Annotated in this window: 18 protein-coding genes and 1 tRNA gene; 7 read left to right on the top strand and 12 right to left on the bottom strand. The window is 49.3% G+C overall.

The window, feature by feature from the left end; all coding sequences use genetic code 11:
- Positions 1-6: 6 nt before the first annotated feature.
- The 3 genes from BLQ44_RS10660 to BLQ44_RS10670 form a co-directional block, all read right to left on the bottom strand.
- Positions 7-1,230: an NADH:flavin oxidoreductase/NADH oxidase family protein gene (locus tag BLQ44_RS10660; protein ID WP_093193885.1), complete on the bottom strand. Its 1,224-nt coding sequence runs from the start codon at positions 1,228-1,230 to the stop codon at positions 7-9.
- Positions 1,231-1,247: 17 nt separating this feature from the next.
- A complete protein-coding gene (locus tag BLQ44_RS10665; protein WP_093193886.1) occupies positions 1,248-2,330 on the bottom strand; it encodes an AI-2E family transporter in 1,083 nt (360 codons plus the stop codon).
- A 93-nt stretch (positions 2,331-2,423) separates the two neighbouring features.
- Positions 2,424-4,079: a SulP family inorganic anion transporter gene (locus BLQ44_RS10670; protein WP_093193995.1), complete on the bottom strand. Its 1,656-nt coding sequence runs from the start codon at positions 4,077-4,079 to the stop codon at positions 2,424-2,426.
- Positions 4,080-4,326: 247 nt separating this feature from the next.
- Between BLQ44_RS10670 and BLQ44_RS10675 the strand changes: the two genes are divergently transcribed.
- Both BLQ44_RS10675 and BLQ44_RS10680 read left to right on the top strand, forming a co-directional pair.
- The gene (locus BLQ44_RS10675) at positions 4,327-5,127 is read left to right on the top strand and encodes an alpha/beta hydrolase family protein (RefSeq protein ID WP_093193887.1); all 801 of its coding nucleotides are present in this window, start codon (positions 4,327-4,329) and stop codon (positions 5,125-5,127) included.
- Between the two features lie 12 nt (positions 5,128-5,139).
- Positions 5,140-6,063 (top strand): AEC family transporter, encoded by a 924-nt coding sequence (locus tag BLQ44_RS10680; protein WP_093193888.1) that lies wholly within the window; start codon positions 5,140-5,142, stop codon positions 6,061-6,063.
- Positions 6,064-6,468: 405 nt separating this feature from the next.
- Here BLQ44_RS10680 and BLQ44_RS10685 read toward each other — a convergent pair whose 3' ends face one another.
- Positions 6,469-6,933: a divergent PAP2 family protein gene (locus BLQ44_RS10685; protein WP_093193889.1), complete on the bottom strand. Its 465-nt coding sequence runs from the start codon at positions 6,931-6,933 to the stop codon at positions 6,469-6,471.
- 141 nt (positions 6,934-7,074) lie between these two features.
- On the opposite strand from BLQ44_RS10685, the gene BLQ44_RS10690 reads away from it, so the two are divergent.
- Positions 7,075-7,476 carry an RDD family protein gene (locus tag BLQ44_RS10690; protein WP_093193890.1) on the top strand — a complete coding sequence of 134 codons (402 nt, stop codon included), beginning with the start codon at positions 7,075-7,077 and terminating at the stop codon, positions 7,474-7,476.
- Positions 7,477-7,502: 26 nt separating this feature from the next.
- Here BLQ44_RS10690 and BLQ44_RS10695 read toward each other — a convergent pair whose 3' ends face one another.
- From BLQ44_RS10695 to BLQ44_RS10715, 5 genes are all read right to left on the bottom strand, one after another.
- Positions 7,503-8,603: an NADH:flavin oxidoreductase gene (locus tag BLQ44_RS10695; RefSeq protein WP_093193891.1), complete on the bottom strand. Its 1,101-nt coding sequence runs from the start codon at positions 8,601-8,603 to the stop codon at positions 7,503-7,505.
- A 77-nt stretch (positions 8,604-8,680) separates the two neighbouring features.
- Complete coding sequence (locus BLQ44_RS10700; RefSeq protein WP_093193892.1) at positions 8,681-9,271, bottom strand: hypothetical protein; 591 nt, start codon at positions 9,269-9,271, stop codon at positions 8,681-8,683.
- Positions 9,272-9,339: 68 nt separating this feature from the next.
- A complete protein-coding gene (locus tag BLQ44_RS10705) occupies positions 9,340-11,373 on the bottom strand; it encodes a putative bifunctional diguanylate cyclase/phosphodiesterase (protein WP_093193893.1) in 2,034 nt (677 codons plus the stop codon).
- 159 nt (positions 11,374-11,532) lie between these two features.
- Positions 11,533-11,820 (bottom strand): hypothetical protein, encoded by a 288-nt coding sequence (locus BLQ44_RS10710; RefSeq protein WP_093193894.1) that lies wholly within the window; start codon positions 11,818-11,820, stop codon positions 11,533-11,535.
- 115 nt (positions 11,821-11,935) lie between these two features.
- Positions 11,936-12,301, bottom strand: a complete 366-nt coding sequence (locus BLQ44_RS10715) for a VOC family protein (protein WP_093193895.1) — start codon at positions 12,299-12,301, stop codon at positions 11,936-11,938.
- Positions 12,302-12,530: 229 nt separating this feature from the next.
- Here BLQ44_RS10715 and BLQ44_RS10720 point away from each other — a divergent pair, with 229 nt between their 5' ends.
- The gene (locus tag BLQ44_RS10720) at positions 12,531-13,259 is read left to right on the top strand and encodes a hypothetical protein (RefSeq protein WP_093193896.1); all 729 of its coding nucleotides are present in this window, start codon (positions 12,531-12,533) and stop codon (positions 13,257-13,259) included.
- Between the two features lie 151 nt (positions 13,260-13,410).
- On the opposite strand, the gene BLQ44_RS16575 is transcribed toward BLQ44_RS10720, so the two are convergent.
- The gene (locus tag BLQ44_RS16575; protein ID WP_176757505.1) at positions 13,411-13,584 is read right to left on the bottom strand and encodes a hypothetical protein; all 174 of its coding nucleotides are present in this window, start codon (positions 13,582-13,584) and stop codon (positions 13,411-13,413) included.
- 164 nt (positions 13,585-13,748) lie between these two features.
- Positions 13,749-13,821 (bottom strand) — tRNA-Ala (locus BLQ44_RS10725).
- A 151-nt stretch (positions 13,822-13,972) separates the two neighbouring features.
- Between BLQ44_RS10725 and BLQ44_RS10730 the strand changes: the two genes are divergently transcribed.
- From BLQ44_RS10730 to BLQ44_RS10740, 3 genes are read left to right on the top strand one after another with little or no spacing between them, the layout of a single operon-like run.
- Complete coding sequence (locus BLQ44_RS10730) at positions 13,973-14,398, top strand: DMT family transporter (protein ID WP_093193897.1); 426 nt, start codon at positions 13,973-13,975, stop codon at positions 14,396-14,398.
- A 15-nt stretch (positions 14,399-14,413) separates the two neighbouring features.
- Positions 14,414-15,109: a Crp/Fnr family transcriptional regulator gene (locus tag BLQ44_RS10735; RefSeq protein WP_093193898.1), complete on the top strand. Its 696-nt coding sequence runs from the start codon at positions 14,414-14,416 to the stop codon at positions 15,107-15,109.
- A 13-nt stretch (positions 15,110-15,122) separates the two neighbouring features.
- The gene (locus BLQ44_RS10740; protein WP_093193899.1) at positions 15,123-15,614 is read left to right on the top strand and encodes a DMT family transporter; all 492 of its coding nucleotides are present in this window, start codon (positions 15,123-15,125) and stop codon (positions 15,612-15,614) included.
- A 6-nt stretch (positions 15,615-15,620) separates the two neighbouring features.
- Here BLQ44_RS10740 and BLQ44_RS10745 read toward each other — a convergent pair whose 3' ends face one another.
- Positions 15,621-17,783, bottom strand: a complete 2,163-nt coding sequence (locus BLQ44_RS10745) for an ATP-dependent helicase (RefSeq protein WP_093193900.1) — start codon at positions 17,781-17,783, stop codon at positions 15,621-15,623.
- Between the last annotated feature and the right edge of the window lie 43 nt (positions 17,784-17,826).

Consider the following 17,826-nt stretch of genomic DNA (forward strand, 5'->3'; position numbering starts at 1 on the left):
TCGACGTCAGACCCGACGTTTCTTCAGGATACCTGTTCCGTTTTCCCATAAAGATTTCAACAGAGACAGCTTCGGTGAGAAGTTCGGCTTCGCTTCCTGCCCTTTCCCGATGCGATCGAGCTGTTGGCTGAACCACATAATCTCCATCATTCCTCCCTTATCAATGGCAGGAATGCCGGTTTTCACGGCAGGGAGATCCAGAGTCTCGAGTTCCCCTTTCAGCAATTTGTCGGGGATGGACGGGTCGACCGCAAGCGGACGGGCCAGACCGATCATATCCGTCCCTCCGGCAGCAAGGGCTTGTTCCATTCCTTCTTTCGTACGAAAACCGCCGGTGACCGCAATCGGGATGGTCGTCTCCTTTTTCAGCCGTTCGGCGTACTCAAGAAAGTAGGCTTCCCGCTTCGACTCCGTCGTACCTTTCCCGGTCATCACCGCTTTTTCATACGTTCCTCCGGATATTTCAATAAGGTCGATTCCGAACTCTTCCAAAGACTTGATGACGTAGATCGATTCTTCTTCTGTGAATCCGGCCTTCATGAAATCGGCGCTGTTGATCTTGACCCCTACCGGATAATCCTCTCCCACCTCGGAACGGACGGCCCGGCACACCTCTCTCAGGAAACGGGCACGGTTCTCGATCGGGCCTCCCCATTCATCCGTGCGCTGATTGTGCCTCGGAGAAAGGAACTGACTGATCAGATAGCCGTGGGCTGCATGGATCTGTACCCCGGTGAATCCCGCTTCTTTCGCAAGCAAGGCTGTTCTCTTGAAGCGTCGTATCACTTCATGGATGCCCGCTGTCGTCAGGGCGCGCGGTGGTGCAAAGAAACGTTGAAGATCCGGGGAAAAAGGGATAGCAGAAGGCGCATGTCCTTCTTTCACCAGCCCCCGTACGACCTGCTTCCCGGGATGATTGATCTGCATCCAGAACTCATTCCCGTTCTTCTTCCCCGCTTTCGCCCACTTCCTGAACAAGTGCAGGTCGCTGGCGTCTTCGAGTACGACGTTTCCGGGTTCTCCGAGTGCGTCGCCCGTAATCATCACATTTCCCGTAACGACAAGACCTGCGCCTCCTTCGGCCCACCTTTCATAAAGGTGGATCAATTCCTCTGTGGGGGCATGGTCTTCAGAAGCCATCCCTTCGCTCATCGCGGATTTCATGAAGCGGTTTTTGACAATCGCTCCTCTCTTCTCAAGCAATAGCGGTTCGGACAGATAATAGGTCATGGTTCCCTCTCCTTTTCTTAAACAGTCGCGTCTTCTTTGGATTCTCGGTACATCTGAAAATACCTGTAAAAATTATAAAGAAGCACTTTGATCACTGAATACAACGGAATAGCAATGACCATTCCGATGAATCCTCCGAGCGGTGCGGCTACGACAAGTAACAGAATGATCGTGAGCGGATGTACGTGAAGACGCTGCCCGAGAACGACGGGAGCAACAAGGTTTCCTTCGAGCTGTTGTACAATCACGAGAATCGCCAGGACGTAGATGGCCATGACCGGATCCTGCATCAGAGCCACAACCACAGCCGGCACGACCCCGATGATCGGACCGAAGAACGGAATGATCGCCGTCATGACGACGAACAAACCGAGAATAAGCGCGTAATCAAGTCCAATGATCAGGTAACCGATATACATGAGTACCCCGTCCACAAAGGCGACCGTCGCCTGACCGATGATATAAGCGGCAATCGTCGCATCGAGCTTCCGGAACAACGACGTCGCTTCTTCCCTCTTCTTTCCGGAGAACGGCTTCGTCAGAAAGGGAACGAGTTTCCTTCCATCTTTGAGGAAAAAGAACAGAACGAACGGAACGATAATGATGACCGTAGCAGCACCGGCCACCGTGGTGAACGTCTGGGCGAAGTGTTCACTGATATCCTGCCCGAGGTTACTTACGTACTGCGTCACCTGTTGCTTCAGGGAATTTGTCGACAGCATCCCCATGTCGTTCTCCTCGAGTCCCTTCCTCGCTTTCTCCGCGGTTTCTCCGAGCTTACTCGGCAGATGGGATATATCCTCGACCTGTTCCTGGATGGTGGTAGCCAGAAGTCGTCCAGCTGTCGCTATCAGCGCCCCCAGCACGGTGAACAGGATGATGATGGATGCGAGAATCGGAATCGACATCTTCCTCGACATCCATTCCACCACCGGTCTCGTCAGATAGAAAAGAAATCCGGCAATCAGAATCGGATAGAATAACGTCTGGAACACAGTCAGAAATGGACTGAACATATCCAGTAATTGCATGAAGAACACGGCAATCAGAAATAGGATAAATGCCGTTATGTATTTGAAATAAGGGTGTCTCCACCACATATACCATCAACTCCTTTCTCTTAGATTTTCACCTAATCGCACCCCCTTAAACCAAAAAAAGCCCACCCTTTTCAAAAGGGCGGACTTCTTCCATCAATAGCTTACAGCTTCCTTGACTTCCATATGCCTGATGCGATCTCCATATTTGCCTTCCCACCCGGCACGTTCCAGAAGATCACGGACCGGTCCTTTCACCTGAGCCAGGTGAATGTGTACGTCCGCTTCTTCGAATTCATCGATCAGTTTCTCCAGTTCGTCCACCGCGACCGCATCCATCCGGTTCACGCCGGAGAAGTCGAGAATTACCTTCGTCACCTGCGGACGTTCGCCTAGAATCTTCCTTATCTTTTCTTCGACGAAAGCGAAGTTGGCAAAATACAGCGAGGCATCCATCCGGAAGATGAGCGTATCTGTGTGCTCCAACGCCTCCGGATACCGCTTCACATTCCGGTATACTCCCTCTTTCTCTACATAGCCGAGAACAGCCGTGTGCGGATAAGCACTATTCCATACGAACAGCAGAATTGCTGCCCCGGCACCGATCAGGATCCCTGATTCGATACCTGTCACGAGTGTCGCTACGAAGGTGATGACCAGTACCCAGCCGTCCGCTTGTTTGATGCGGAACAAGTGCTTCGCTTCTTTCACATCGATGAGCCCGAATACAGCTACCATGATGATCGCTGCAAGGACAGCGTTCGGCAAGTAGTAGAACCATCCCGTGAAAAATAGCAGCGTGATCATGATCAGAACAGCGGTGATGATCGAAGCGAGTCCGGACTTCGCCCCTGCCTGATAGTTAACAGCCGTACGGGAAAACCCGCCGGTAACAGGCGATGCGGAGAAGAACGAACCGACGATATTAGCCGCTCCAAGACCGGTAAGTTCCCGGTTGGATTCCACCTTATATTTCTCTTTGGAGGCGATGGCTTTGGCAACCGCGATCGACTCCATGAAACCGACGAAAGAAATCGTGAGAGCAATCGGCAAGAGAGCCATCATGGAATCCATGCTGAAGGCAGGAAGACTCAACGCCGGCAGTCCATCCGGAACATTCCCGATAATACTCACGCCGCGTTCCTCCAGATTGAAAAAGTACACGAGAAGCGCACTCAGAACAACGACGACGAGCGGTCCCGGAATACGCGGCACTTTCTTTTTGAAAAAGATGAGCAGCCCGATACTCCCGATTCCTATGGCAAATGTGATCCAATTGATTTCAGATATTCTCGTCACCGCATCCGACAGTATGATGAATATGTTCTTCTGACCGGCGAGATCGACACCGATCAGGTTCTTCAATTGACTGAGACCGATGATCAAAGCAGCAGCAGACGTAAATCCGCTGATGACCGCATGAGAAAGGAAGTTCACGACAAACCCGAGCCTGAACAGTCCCATCGCCAGCTGAATCACCCCGACCATGAGCGAGAGAAGCAGTACAAGAGAAACATATTCCCCGGACCCTGGCTCGGCGAGTGTAGATACCCCCGATAGTACCAAAAGAGAGACCATAGCCACCGGCCCTACCGCCAGTTGCCTGGAAGACCCTAAAAGTGCGTAGATGATAAGAGGAATGGTCGAAGCGTACAACCCGATCACCGGAGGCAATCCGGCGAGCATGGAGTAAGCCATACCCTGAGGGATAAGCATGATCGCTACAATCAACCCGGCCGTAAAATCATTTTTCAAGTAATTCTTGTCGTAGCTGAACAACCAGTGATTTTGAAACATTTTTTTGTTGAACATCGTTTCACATCCTCTTCCATTTCTTTTGATGAACGGAACTTCCTGACTTCTTTCTATTTTAACCCTGAATGACTCCCTCATTCCTATATCTACGACCTTCACTTTTATACCCCTATGGGTATTATTATATAGCAACCGATCGGAAAGTCAACTCACTTTTCTTCCGAGAGAAATTCACTTATTTCGAAGCTGTATGGGTTTGCTGATGAACAGAAGAGGTGTAAGATTTCAGAAGAGGTGAAAAAATATGCAGAAAATCTATTACGGTGAAAAGAAAGACCACTTCGGAGAGCTTCGACTTCCCGACACAGAAGGACCTTATCCTGTAGCCATCGTCATCCACGGCGGCTTCTGGAAATCGGAATACGGACTCGAGGAGACGAGGGAAATCGCAGAAGATTTGACCGCGGACGGATGGGCGACGTGGAATATCGAATATAGCCGGGTCGGTCAGGATGCAGGAGGATGGCCAGGTACGTTTCTGGATGCGGCACAGGCTACCGACGCTCTTTTCGTTCTTCAGCATGATCATCCTTTGGACTTGAAACGGGTGGTCACCATCGGTCATTCAGCAGGAGGTCATCTTGCGCTCTGGCTCGCAGGAAGGAAAAATCTACCCGAAACGAGCTACCTCTATAAAAGGAGCCCGCTTCCTCTTGCTGCAGCCGTCAGTCTAGCAGGGGTGAACGAGTTGAAGACCATGCATGACGTGCACCGCTTCCGGGACGATACATTGAACAAATCTCCGGACAACCCTACAGCCGACTTGCTCGGAGGTAGCCCTGAAGAGGTGCCGGAACGGTTCAGAGATGGTTCGCCGAAGGAATTGCTTCCCCTTTCAACGATGCAAATCCTTGTCCACGGTGCGCTGGATATAAACGTTCCGGTCGGTATCAGTGATGATTACCAGGAATGGGCGGAAAATATGGGAGACCCGGTGAAGTATGTACGAATGAGCGACGCCGAACACTTTATGCTTACGGATACCTCCACACGGGCCTGGAAGAGAGTAAAAGAAGAAATGGATCTTTTGCTCCGCTATATGTAAGGAGGAATAACGTTGGCAGAACTCGCTACCATACTCGTCGACATTCTGCTCCCTGTCTTCATCATCATGGGGATCGGATTCGTTCTCGAGAAAAAATTCCAGCTCGATTTGAATACGCTGGCCAAACTCAATATTTATTTCGTCGTGCCGGGTTTCATTTTTGTGAAGCTTTACGAAACGGAGTTCGCGCCCGGTCGATTCCTGACCGTTATCGGCTTCATCGGCCTTTATGTGCTCCTCCTGTTTCTTCTTACCAAACTATGGAACGCATTAAGAGGGCTCGACGCCGCCAAAGGGACGACGGTCTCGAACAGCGTCATCTTCTTCAACTCCGGCAACTATGGGGTGCCGGTCAACGATCTCGTATTTAAAGGAGATCCGTTCGCGATGTCCATTCAGGTGGTCGTGCTTACGATGCAGAATATCCTGACATTTTCCTACGGCATTTTCGCCCTGCAATCGATACATATCGGAAAATGGCGCGCCATCGCCGGCTATTTCAAAATGCCAGTGCTGTACGCCCTGCTCGCCGGAATTTTATTGAATGCGGGCAACGTCGACGTTCCTTCGTTTCTTTGGGTTCCGTCCAACTATATCGCGGATGCGATGATCGCCATCGCCCTCCTGATGCTCGGGGCTCAGGTCGCCAAGATCGAATGGACGATGAATTTTTCCTCGGTGTATATGAGCCTGCTGCTTCGTCTGGTGATAGGACCGATGCTCGCGCTTGGAATGATTTTTGTGTTCGGTCTGGAAGGAACGACAGCTCAGGCGTTATTCATCGCTTCCGCCATGCCGACGGCCGTCAACAGTGCCGTCATCGCTCAGGAATACGACAACTACCCGGAGTTCGCGGCGCAGATCGTCCTGCTTTCCACCATCTTTTCCGCCGTGACGGTGACGCTGGTCATCTACTTTTCCCGGATCATTTTTTAAAGAGACGGAATCAGGCTTTATCCTTCAATGATTTTGTGAAAGTGTGAAAAAGTGTCTCATAACTAGTTGTATCACGTGTTTTCTCTAGCTCGCCCGAGAAAAACTGTCGCATACCGAATGTTATGAGGCACTATCTATCTCAACACTTATCAAAAGCACCTCATAATTCCTTAAACTCCCGAATACGACCCGGACGGTGTAATCATTCAATAATTTCATGAAATGATGGAAAAGTGTCTCATAATTTTTGTTATAGAATATTTTCTCCAGAGACTGCTCGGAAACTATCGCATACATAATTTTATGCGACACTTTTCGTCACCAGATCATTCAAAAGCATCCCATAAATTCAGGAACAGCCAGCAAAATAAAAACCCCGGTCGCCATACACGACCGGGATCACTCCTATTGTTCAATTCTTGCAGAACACACGCCAAGAACTCCTCCTAAAATCGCTCCTCCCAGCACTTCCATAGGCTGGTGACCGAGAAGCTCCTTCAACTCGTTCTCCCTCTCGACGAACGGAAGGCTCGGAAAGTCTACGGTCAGTTGAGCGACATTATCCTCGAGATCATTAACTAATTTCGCGATTTCTCCAGTATGTCGGCGAATCCCCTGAGCATCATACATGACGATCACACCGAACACTACTGCAAGGGCGGTCTCCGTGTGGCGTGAACCTTTGTTGGACGCTATGTAAGAAGCAAGAGACGCCACTCCTGCCGAATGGGAACTCGGCATTCCTCCGGTCGTAGCCAACTGTTTCACGTCCCACTTCCCTGTATTTCTGTGATGCGTCCATATTTTCGCTGCCTGGGCGATGCCAATGGAAGCAAGTGCTGTAATGATTCCTCTATTCATTTGCTGCATCGGTCCTCCACTCCTTTCTTATCATTTTTTACCCTTCCTCTGTATCGAGTATGCTTGTTTTTCACATATAGAAGAATGAAACCTTTTTCATATCCGTAACGTAGACCTTAATGTACTTATCACACTAAGGGAGGATTGCACATGAAGCCGATTACGAAGAAACGAACCTGGGCGGTGCTCATCGATATGGTCGCGTCCAGCCTGGTCACCAGCGCACTCGAACCGGTACTCCGGAAAAAAGTGAAAGACGAAACCTTGCGTTACATCGTCATTCCCACTTTCACTACATGGGGACTGGAGTATGCTCAGTTGAAATGCAGTGGTCAGACCATAGGATATAAAGCGATGGGACTGAAGCTTGAAAGCGAGGACGGAGCGCCGCTTACATCCAATCAAATTATCAAACGGATCGCCTACCGCGATTTTGCAAGTACCATCGCTTATATGAAAGATAAAGAGAATTTCTCCCAGCAGGATGGACGAAGTCTTGCCCAGGACCGCTTCTCCCATACTATCGTTACATCAAAAAAACAGGCGCCCTGATTCATAGGGCACCTGTTTTTCCATCTTTAATACAATTTCTTCAATGCTTCTTTATTAAACGCCAGCAGATCGTTCACTCTGCCTTCATGCACCTTCTTCACCCATGCCGGGTCCATCAATAGCGAACGGCCGATAGCTACAAGGTCGAACTCATCACGATCAAGCTTTTCCACCAGACCGTCCAAACTTGAGGTACCGGCGCCGGAGAAGTCCGTAAAGACACCATCAAGACCGACGGAACCGACGGAAATGACCGGTTTACCGGACAACTTTTTCGTCCAGCCGGCAAGATTCAAGTCGGATCCTTCGAACTCAGGCTCCCAGTATCTGCGGGTGGAGCAGTGGAAGATATCGACACCGACATCAATGAGCGGCTGCAGGAAGCGCTCCAACTCATCCGGAGTGGTCGCCAACTTCGCCTGGAAATCATTCATCTTCCATTGGGAGAAACGGAAAATGATCGGGAAATCTTCCCCGACTTCACGGCGGCACGCCTCAACGATCTCCACGGCAAACTGCGTACGCTCAACGAGATCCCCACCATAACGGTCGGTACGTTTATTCGTATTTTCCCAGAAGAACTGGTCGATCAGGTACCCATGAGCACCATGGATTTCAATCGCATCAAAACCGAGGCGCTTCGCATCTTTAGCTGCCTGGGCATAAGCTTCCACCAACGCTTCCACTTCTTCGGTAGACGGGGCTTCGTTCACTTTCTCTCCGTCCAGGCTCAGGCCTGAAGGACCCACGGGCTCGGCTTCCTCATTCGGAAGATCCCCTTTCTTGCGGGTCATTCCTACGTGCCATAGCTGAGGAGCTATTTTGCCGCCGGCTTCATGCACTTGTTCCACTACATCGGCCCAGCCTTCAAGCGCCTTCTCTCCATGAAACACAGGAATGCCCGCACCGGATACAGATGCCGGATGATTGATCCCTGTACCTTCTGTAATGATCAGCCCGACTTCATTCTCGGCACGTCTGCGGTAATACGCCGCCACGTCCTCATTCGGAACGTTCCCGGGTGAGAATCCGCGTGTCATCGGTGCCATAACGGTACGGTTCGGAAGTTGTAATTTATCCATACTAAAGGTTTCAAATAAAGGTTTGGTTGTTGTTTGATTCGTCATAAATCTGCCTCCCTTTTTCAACGATGTATGTAATTATTACAGATGAAAAAAGGAGATGAAAGAAATATGTTTGTGCCCTACCACAACTTCCGTACCATCCCTTCCACCGTCGGAGGGTCGACTTTGTGGTCGTGTTTTCCCCATGTGAAGAATACGACAACGAGCATGATTCCCCCGAGCACCGCGACGGACGTCGCATAGTTGGACAGTCCTTCCGACTCCCCGTACGCCCGCATGGCCATGGCATAAAGTCCCCATAGCGCCATGTGGATCAACAGATAGACAGAAGCCCTCCCGAAATGAATCCGGTAGAACCGCCGGAACCCTTTTTCAAGAAACATCCGCCAAAAGCAGAAGGACACGACGAACGCTACGGGGCTGACCAGAGAAAGAATCAGAAACGACGCTCCCTGAAGCCACAGGAGATCCACCCCCGCATTCACGGCAAAAAACAAGAGAAGAATGATCAGCGCATGCCGGTTCACATGATCGATTTTCCGGAACATATGGTGGAACCAATAGTCCCTGCGGTTGATCCATATCACGAGACCGAACGGTATTACGACCTGGAGAAAAGCTTTGCTGACAACGACGAACGCCGTACCGAACGCCCCCATCCCTCCGAGGAGAGCCACAAAAACGAGCAGCACCACAACGGTCCTTTTCATCCAATCCCTCCCGGCCTATGAGAATCTCTTGACTTCTACCTGTTTCTTCCTATTATATCCGACTTTCCCTATCCCTTCATCGATTTCGACATCAGCATATTGTTGATCTGATCGGCGTAGACGGGATGACTGAAATAGAATCCCTGGACTTCATCGACACCGATGACCCGCAGTACGTCCATCTCACTCTCTTCCTCGACCCCTTCCGCTACGACCGTCATGCCGAACGACTTACCGAGAGAAATCACCGCTTCCACGATTTCTTTATCATTCGATTCTTCAGAAATCCCCTGGATCAGCGAACGGTCCAGCTTAAGCACGTCTACGTTGAACTTCCGGAGGTAAGCGAGCGACGAATACCCGGTCCCGAAGTCATCCAGCGCGATCCGGAATCCTTCTTCCCGCAATCGACTGAGCAGGTTCTGGACCACAGATTCATTTTCAATCAGCATACTTTCCGTGATCTCAAGCTCAATCCAATCATGAGGAATATTGTAATCCCTGAAAATACCGAGCATCTTCGAAACGAAATTCGACTGAAGCAGCTGATTCGGCGACAGATTCACCGACACCGGCAACGGAGACAGCCCTTGCCACTTCCACTGTTGGAGCTGTTTGCTGACGGCACGAAGCACCCACTCCCCGATGGCGTTGATCATCCCCGTTTCTTCCGCAAGCGGAATGAACTCTCCAGGTGGAATATTGCCATGTTCCGGGTGGTTCCAGCGGATCAATGCTTCAAATCCTTCGATCTCCAGATCATCCGGACTCACTCTCGGTTGATACACCATGTGGAACTGATTCTTATCCAGCGCTTTCCGGAAACCATTCTGTATATCAAACAGTCGACCGGTACTTTCCTCTGTCTGTACGTTAAAGAAATGATAATGGTTCTTGTGAGCCCCCTTCACCCGGTACATTGCAAGGTCGGCATGCCGCATCATCGTCTCTGCGTCTTTTCCGGATTCCGGATACGTCGTGACTCCGATACTTCCGGTCACATGCAGTTCGTATTGATCAATGAGGAAAGAATGACGGAACCCTCTCAATATCTGCTCTGCCCGCTCTTTCATCTGTTCCGGGGCATCAATGTCACTGATGAGAATAGCGAACTCATCCCCGCCGATCCGGGAGACGATCCCGTCTTGTCCGATCATCGTCGCCAACCTGTTCCCGACTTCGACCAAAAGACGGTCCCCGATCAGGTGGCCCAGGGTATCATTGACGTACTTGAACCCGTCGAGGTCGATGAACATGACACCGAAACGCTTCGACGTCCCACCTGCTTCTTCTACAGCTGCCGTCAGCTGTTTGTCGAACATCCGTCGGTTGGGTAGACCGGTCAGATGGTCATAATAGGCCATATGTCTTATTTTCTCTTCGTTTCTTTTTTTATCCGTAATATCGTTACGAATCGCAAGGTACTGCACCGGCTTTCCCTCTTCATTGTGGAGAGGAACGATGGTCGTATCCACCCAGTAGTAAGTGCCATCCTTGGACTGGTTCCGCACCTCCCCTTTCCAGACCCCTCCGAACCCGATGGTCCTCCACATTTCCTTGAAAAACTCACGGGAATGATAGCCGGAATTCACGATGCGGTGGGTACCCCCGATCAACTCTTCTTCCTCGTACCCCGAAATTTCACAGAACTTATCGTTAATATATGTAATTCGTCCCTGACGATCGGTGATCGCTACAATCGAAGACTGATCCAGCGCATACTTCATATCCTCCAGATTTTTCAGGGTCCGGGACAGTTCCCGTTCTGTCTCCACTTTCCGTGTCCGATCTTCTACAATTCCGATGGCATACTCCGGAGACAATACGTCCACGTAAATCGTCAGGCGTGCGGCATCTCCATCCGGCGCCGCGATCGATGTCTCTATTTCTTTCTGACCGCTGCCTTCCCGCAACATTTCCCGCAACTCGTCGTAAAATTCGCCTCCGCCCATTTCTTCGAGAAAACAAAGCAGAGACGTCCCATTCAACTCTTCCGTATATACCCCCGTGAGATTCCCGTTCACACAGGAGACGATCCCCTTCTCCACTACGAACATGTCACGCTTCATGTCGGTGAATCCTTTCATTTCCGCCGCTTCCATCCCTGGTCCCACCTTTCTGATCTGATACTATTTTACTACTATCCTATGTCATTTGTAACCGTTCCCCTGAAGATTCTTCGACAATTTTCCCCAAAAAAAGATAGAAGTCCCCGACACATCAGAAACTTCTACCCTATCCATGGTATCCAGTAAAAACCCTTACACGAGAGCAGGCTCTCTCACATAATAGAAACTCTCTTTCCGTTCCGAAGACATATCGAAAATCCCTTCCTCAATCGCAACGATCCGATTCATGAGAAAAGAACGCGTCGGATCATCCAGTCTCAGAATCTCGGACTGTTTCACGATTCTGTAGTGGGACACCCCCTCTTCCTCATAGCACATATGTATATGACGTTCCCCATAAGAATCGATACAGGCAAAAGCGATCGTCGACGGCCTCTCAGGATAATTCCACTTGAACCCGTAACCGGAATCTACGTACATGTATTACTGCCTCCTTTTCTACTACATTTCTACACGTTACCATTAATTCCTTCTACAAAAATCGATATTACTAAAAAAAGACCGGGCCACCCAGGACAGTCCTTCTCCTCCTTATTCACGCACAGATCATCAACTTATTCCCATTTAAGTCCTTGATCACAAAAAAATGACCATGCTGGATTTCTGTCACCAGCTCCACCTCATTTTCCTTCATAAAGGCATAAGACGCCTCGATATCATCGGTACCGAACTGGATGACCGGAGCTTCCAGAACAGGAAGATTCCCCTGGTCATCCCGCCAGAGGGGCATGGAATCAAGAATCACTCCAGCCTCCCCTTCCATATCGGCAATAAACAGGTGTTCATTATGGGTTTCTCCTTTGATTCCCAGTATGTTCTGATACCACTGCGCGGATTGTTCCAAATCATTCACAGGAATGAAGACAGTGTTCACTTTGCTTTTTACCGGGCTTTGGGTCATATGCGTGTCCTCCTTGTGTATGGCTACTTACCATTTTCTACAAAAGGAGAAGATTTCCTTCCTGAAGCAAGTTAAGGTGACATAAGGGAGCAAATGATTAGTTTTTAAAAAGATGAATATCTTTTTATATGATGCAGGAAATATATTCAATCGATGCGACTTTTGGTGTAGAATTATGTTGTAATCGACCTAATATTTACAAAAAATAAATGAACGAGGAGGAACGGACATGAAGAAGTACGTAATGATTTTGATCGCTTCATTCGCAATCATTTTATCGGCGTGTGGTGGAAATGGAGAGGAATCCGAAACATCCGGAGACGGTACAGAGGATAATCAGGCGGAGGAGACCGAACAAAACGAAGAAACCACTTCGGAAGAGACGGAACCTGCGGAGGATGAAGAAAGTGAGCAAGATATGGAAGAAGAGTCACCCAGCGAAGAGGACGGCACGTTAACAGAGGTTGGCGAATCAATCGAAGAAACGAATTACACCGTAGAACTCATGAAAATAAATGATGAAACGACCACACTCACTCAGGGACCTCTGGAAATCACCATCGATAGTGCCAAAGTATTGAAAATATCCGATATGTCTGATGGCTTCAAAGAAGAGACAAGCATGTACGCCCAGCAGGAAATTGGAGACGAATACCAGTACCTGCAGCTCGTATACAGCGTGGAAAACACCGAAGATAAAGACATTATGTGGAACGGTCTAAAAGATATCGTGACCGACCAGAAAGAACAAGTCAGTGTCCAAATGAATGATATGTTAGTCGATGATTCGGACATGGAATCTGATTTTCTCGGAAAAGTAAAAAGAGATTACCTGGACGGGGTGATCCTTGAGAATCCTGATATCAGCAACCTGCGTATTATTTTCGGCAATGTCATGAATGCGGACTCCTATGAAACGATAAGCGAGGAAGTAGAACACGAAATGACTTTTGAATGATTGACCCAAAGGCTGCCGAACATCGGTGGTCTTTTTTGTCTTGAAAGAAAACAACTGACCTTCTGTTTGCCAAGTTTAAATTCGGTGAAACCTCGTCGACCAGATTCTTCAAAAGAAGAGCAGCCCCCTTGGTGACTGCTCTGTACCTCTATCAGATGAAGCTGATGATTTCCACTTCTTCTTCGTTGATATTCAATTTTTCACATAGCATCGTTTTGATTTCCTCGTGATTATCCGACTCTGTATCGAGATCGATTTTCCTCTCTACAGTATCTATCGGCTCTTCACTCACTTCATTCTTCTTGTGGAAACGGACTCTTCTCAATCTATAAGCCTCCTTTTGTAAAGAGATTCGACAAAAGGGAAAGATTTCCTGCTAATTCCTGAGAAGAATTTTAGCGTTGAAGTAAGCTTGTACTGTTTGAAAAGGATAAGTCGGTCACAATAAACCATAAAAAACCCTCTTGCTATGCAAGAGGGTTGAAGTAGTGGAGCATGCCGGGCTCGAACCGGCGACCTCATGGCTGCCAGCCATGCGCTCTCCCAACTGAGCTAATGCCCCGTAATTAAAATTTCCGACAAGTAATATTATAATGGTCGATCCTCCCTTTGACAAGGAAAAATTTCTACCCATTTTCCTATTTAAGGACATATGTCCTTTTCTCTTCTCGGCATTTATTATTCAATGGTATAAGATAAGGATGAACGCCGTTATGAAAGGAATATTATTCGCTATAATCGCAGGCTTCTGCATCACGCTGCAGGGTATCTTCAACTCCAGTATGAACCAGGTGCTCAGTGGCTGGCATACGACCGTCATCGTCCATCTCCTCGGCTTCACGATCGCCCTCGTGATTTACCTCATTACAAGAGATGGAGATATGAGACAGATTACTTCCATTCGCCCCCTGTACCTTACAGGTGGAACGTTCGGAGTGATCGTCATCTTCTCGGAACTGGTCGCTTTCAATGAACTGGGACCCGCTTCCGCTATCGCTATTCTTCTCACCGCTCAATTGCTCGGAGCGTTCATCGTAGAAATCAAAGGATGGTTCGAAGAGAAGAAACGGCCGATCAAAGGCTACCAGCTCGTCGGCGTTACGCTCATGATCGCGGGCGTCGTTTTATTCAAAATGTAAGAACGGAGGACCATTATGAAAACCGTAAGAGATCCTGAACGATTCCAGACGTATTTGTCCCGCTTTCTGAACGATACGTTTTCTCCTGCATCGATAGAAACGATGACCCTGCTGAAAATGGATCAGGGCCAAGTGCTATGGGAAAAAGGAGATGAATTGGATCACCTCTACTTTCTCGTCGAAGGGAAAATCAAAATCCATACAAGCTCCGCCGAAGGAAAAGGACTCATCCTCCGCTTCAAAAATCCGCTTGCGGTCATCGGCGACGTGGAGTATGTCAAAGGGACGGAAGTCTTCCATACCGTAGAAGCTGTGACGGACGGGTACTTTCTCGCGATCCCTTTTCAGCAGCTGAAACAGGAAGAACAAGAGAACCGCTCGTTTCTCCACTTCCTGCTCGACGTCATCACCCATAAATTCTATACGGAGGCCCATGCTTCGACGCTCAACATGCTTTATGACGTCGATGTACGTCTTGCCAGCTACCTTCTCAGTCTCACCGATGACGGGAAGGGATCGATGTTCCATGAAGAGATGCGCACCAAGACGCTGAAAGAAACGGCGGAAGTCATCGGCACGAGCTATCGCCATTTGAACCGCGTGCTCCGGGAATTCCAGAACGAAGGCATCCTCGACAAACAGCGCGGCACGATAAAAATCAAAGATATCGACCTGCTCCGCGAGAAAGCGGAAGGCAACATCTACGAATAAGGAGGAACCACCCATGATCGGCATTTTCTTTTCTATCATCGCAGGGGTCCTGATCAGCACCCAGAACATTTTCAATACACGCATGAGCATGAAAATAGGCTCGTGGGGAACGACGACGGTCGTCCTCGGTCTCGGACTCATCGCTTCACTAATCGTATTCTTCTCGGTTGAAAACACACCACTATTCGCATTCGGCGACCTGAATAAAATCTATCTTATCAGCGGCGTCTTCGGCGTATCGCTCGTCTACTGCCTGATGCGTGGAATGGCTATTCTCGGCCCGGCTTACACCGTCTCGATCACGATGGTCTCTCAGCTCGCCCTAGCTTCTGTCGTCGACACCTTTGGCCTGTTCCACTTCGAGGCGGTCCCTTTCACTTGGAACAAAGCTGTCGGACTTTCTATGCTCGTAGGAGGAATTCTCGTATTCAAACTCGGTCACCGCATCCCTTTCTTCCAGGAGAAAAAAGCTCCACAAACGGAATACGTTCGTGAAGCCAAATAAGGAGCACTACGCTCCATCTTCTTTTTGCAGCAGCCCGTTTTCGATACACGTATCCAAAAGCAGCTGCTTCTCTCCCGCCTTCTCGAAACGGATGTGAATCAAGTCTCCCCCATACTCCTTGATCACGCCGCGTCCGAAGGTATCATGGACGACGCGGGTGCCGGGTTCCATGTCTTTGATCTCCGGCGTCGGGCTGTACGTCTTCCCTTTTCGGTGCTTCACTTTTTTCACCGCTCCGGTAATATTCCGGACATTCGTGACGAACATTGATTCCGTCACGCGTTCATTCCCGAGATAATGGTACGTCAATAGCTCCAGACGGGACCTTGCTCTCGTCATCCCTACATAAAACAGGCGCACCGCTTCTTCCATCGTTTCGCCCTTGCCGTTCTGGTAGTCTTCGATGTCTTCCCTGGAAGGCACTACACCGTTGATCAGATCGATCATGTAGACGGAGTCGAATTCCAGTCCTTTGGCGCTGTGGAACGTCGTCAGCGTAAGCGTGCTTTCATTCGACCTCGAACTCTTCACAAGCTCCTCCAGTTCCTTCAGGCGCCCAGCGAACCCTCGCAGTGAATCACACCCCTCTGCAATCCTCTCCAATACATCGAGCGTTCCGAATAGCTGATCGGAGCGGAATCCGAAGTTATCCACCATTTTTCTAAGAACCCTGTCATACCCGAGCGTATCCCGGATCGTCCGTATCGCTTGCGCCGGAGGCATCTGATTGATCTCCTGGAACGTCTTCTTCGCTTTCGGGATCGTCTTCTTCTGGTAATCTTTGATATCGAGCTCCAACAACTGATCGAACAACGACTCTCCCGTGTGCCGGGCTTTCAGCATCGTCATCTGTTTCTTGGAAATATAGGCGTTGAACTTCATATGGATCTTCTCGAGGATATCGATCCGCGAATCTTTATAGGAAAAACGCAGGAAGTTCAGCATATCTTCGACGATCCAATGCCTGAAAAATTTCGCCTCCATATCCTTCATATAGAAGTCGACACCTCCGCGGTCGAGCTGATCGACCAGAGGGATGACCGAGGAATTGTTCCGGTACAGCACAGCAACCTCTTCGCCGGGAGCTTTCTTCTTAATTTGATCCACGACGTAATCGAGTTGCTTCTCATCATTAGAGAACGTGTGGATTTCAACCGGAGCATGCGCATCGTTCCCTGTCGTCATCTCTTTTTCATAACGATCGTTATTCCGTTTGATGAAGCGATTCGCAGCTTCCACGATTTCTTTCGACGATCGGTAATTCTCCGTCATCGTAAGGACCGTCGCATTCGCGTACGTCTGTTCAAACTCCAGCAGCTTCTCCACATCCGACCCGCGCCAGCGGAAGATCGACTGATCATCATCTGCCACCAGACACAGGTTATGGTCAGGAGCCGAGAGCATCTCCATGATTTCGTGCTGCACGATTGAGTTATCCTGGCTTTCATCGGTCAGGATATATTTGTATTGCTGTTGGTACTTGTTCAGAATATCTTCATTCTCCCGGAGAATCTCGTGGGCGAAGGTTAGCATATCGTCAAAGTCGAGCAACAGGGCTTCTACGTAGGTTTGTTTGAACGATTCATAAGCCCGGTACACTTCAGGAGCATTCGGCACCTGACAGTTCTGTTTCGTCAGCTCATTCCCCTCTAATAAGCGGTTCTTCGCAAAACTGATGAACGTCGTCAGCTCGTCCATCTCTTCTTCCGTGGGCTGTGCTTTATTGATATCTTCGAAGACTTTTTTCAAAATGAACGTCTTATGCAGCGGCATGCCCGTCTGAGGGTCCTGCTTGTGACCGCCTCCTTCGATAAGCTGATAAGGAAGACTCTCCCTCCCCATGAACTCCCGCACCACTTTGAAGGCGAAGCTGTGGATGGTGGAGAAATGGATATTCTCGTCGCCCCATCCTGAAAAGAATTCGGCGAAACGCTTCGACATATCCTGGGCTGACGCCTTACTGAACGTCACCGCCATGATCTCATCGGGGCTGATCTGTTTCTCGAACATCAGGTAGGCGATTTTCATCGTAAGGGTCGTCGTCTTGCCGGCTCCCGGGGAAGCTAGCAGAAGCAGAGGACCACTCGTATGCAGGACCGCCTGCTTCTGTTCCTCATTCAGTTCGACTCCGGTCTGCTCCTTCATTGCTTGAAAAAACTGTTCAGACATACGCGTTCTCCTTTATGTTGAAAAGCGGAAGCGCCTTGACCTC

This window comes from Salimicrobium halophilum (assembly GCF_900100295.1).
GTDB lineage: Bacteria > Bacillota > Bacilli > Bacillales > Halobacillaceae > Salimicrobium > Salimicrobium halophilum.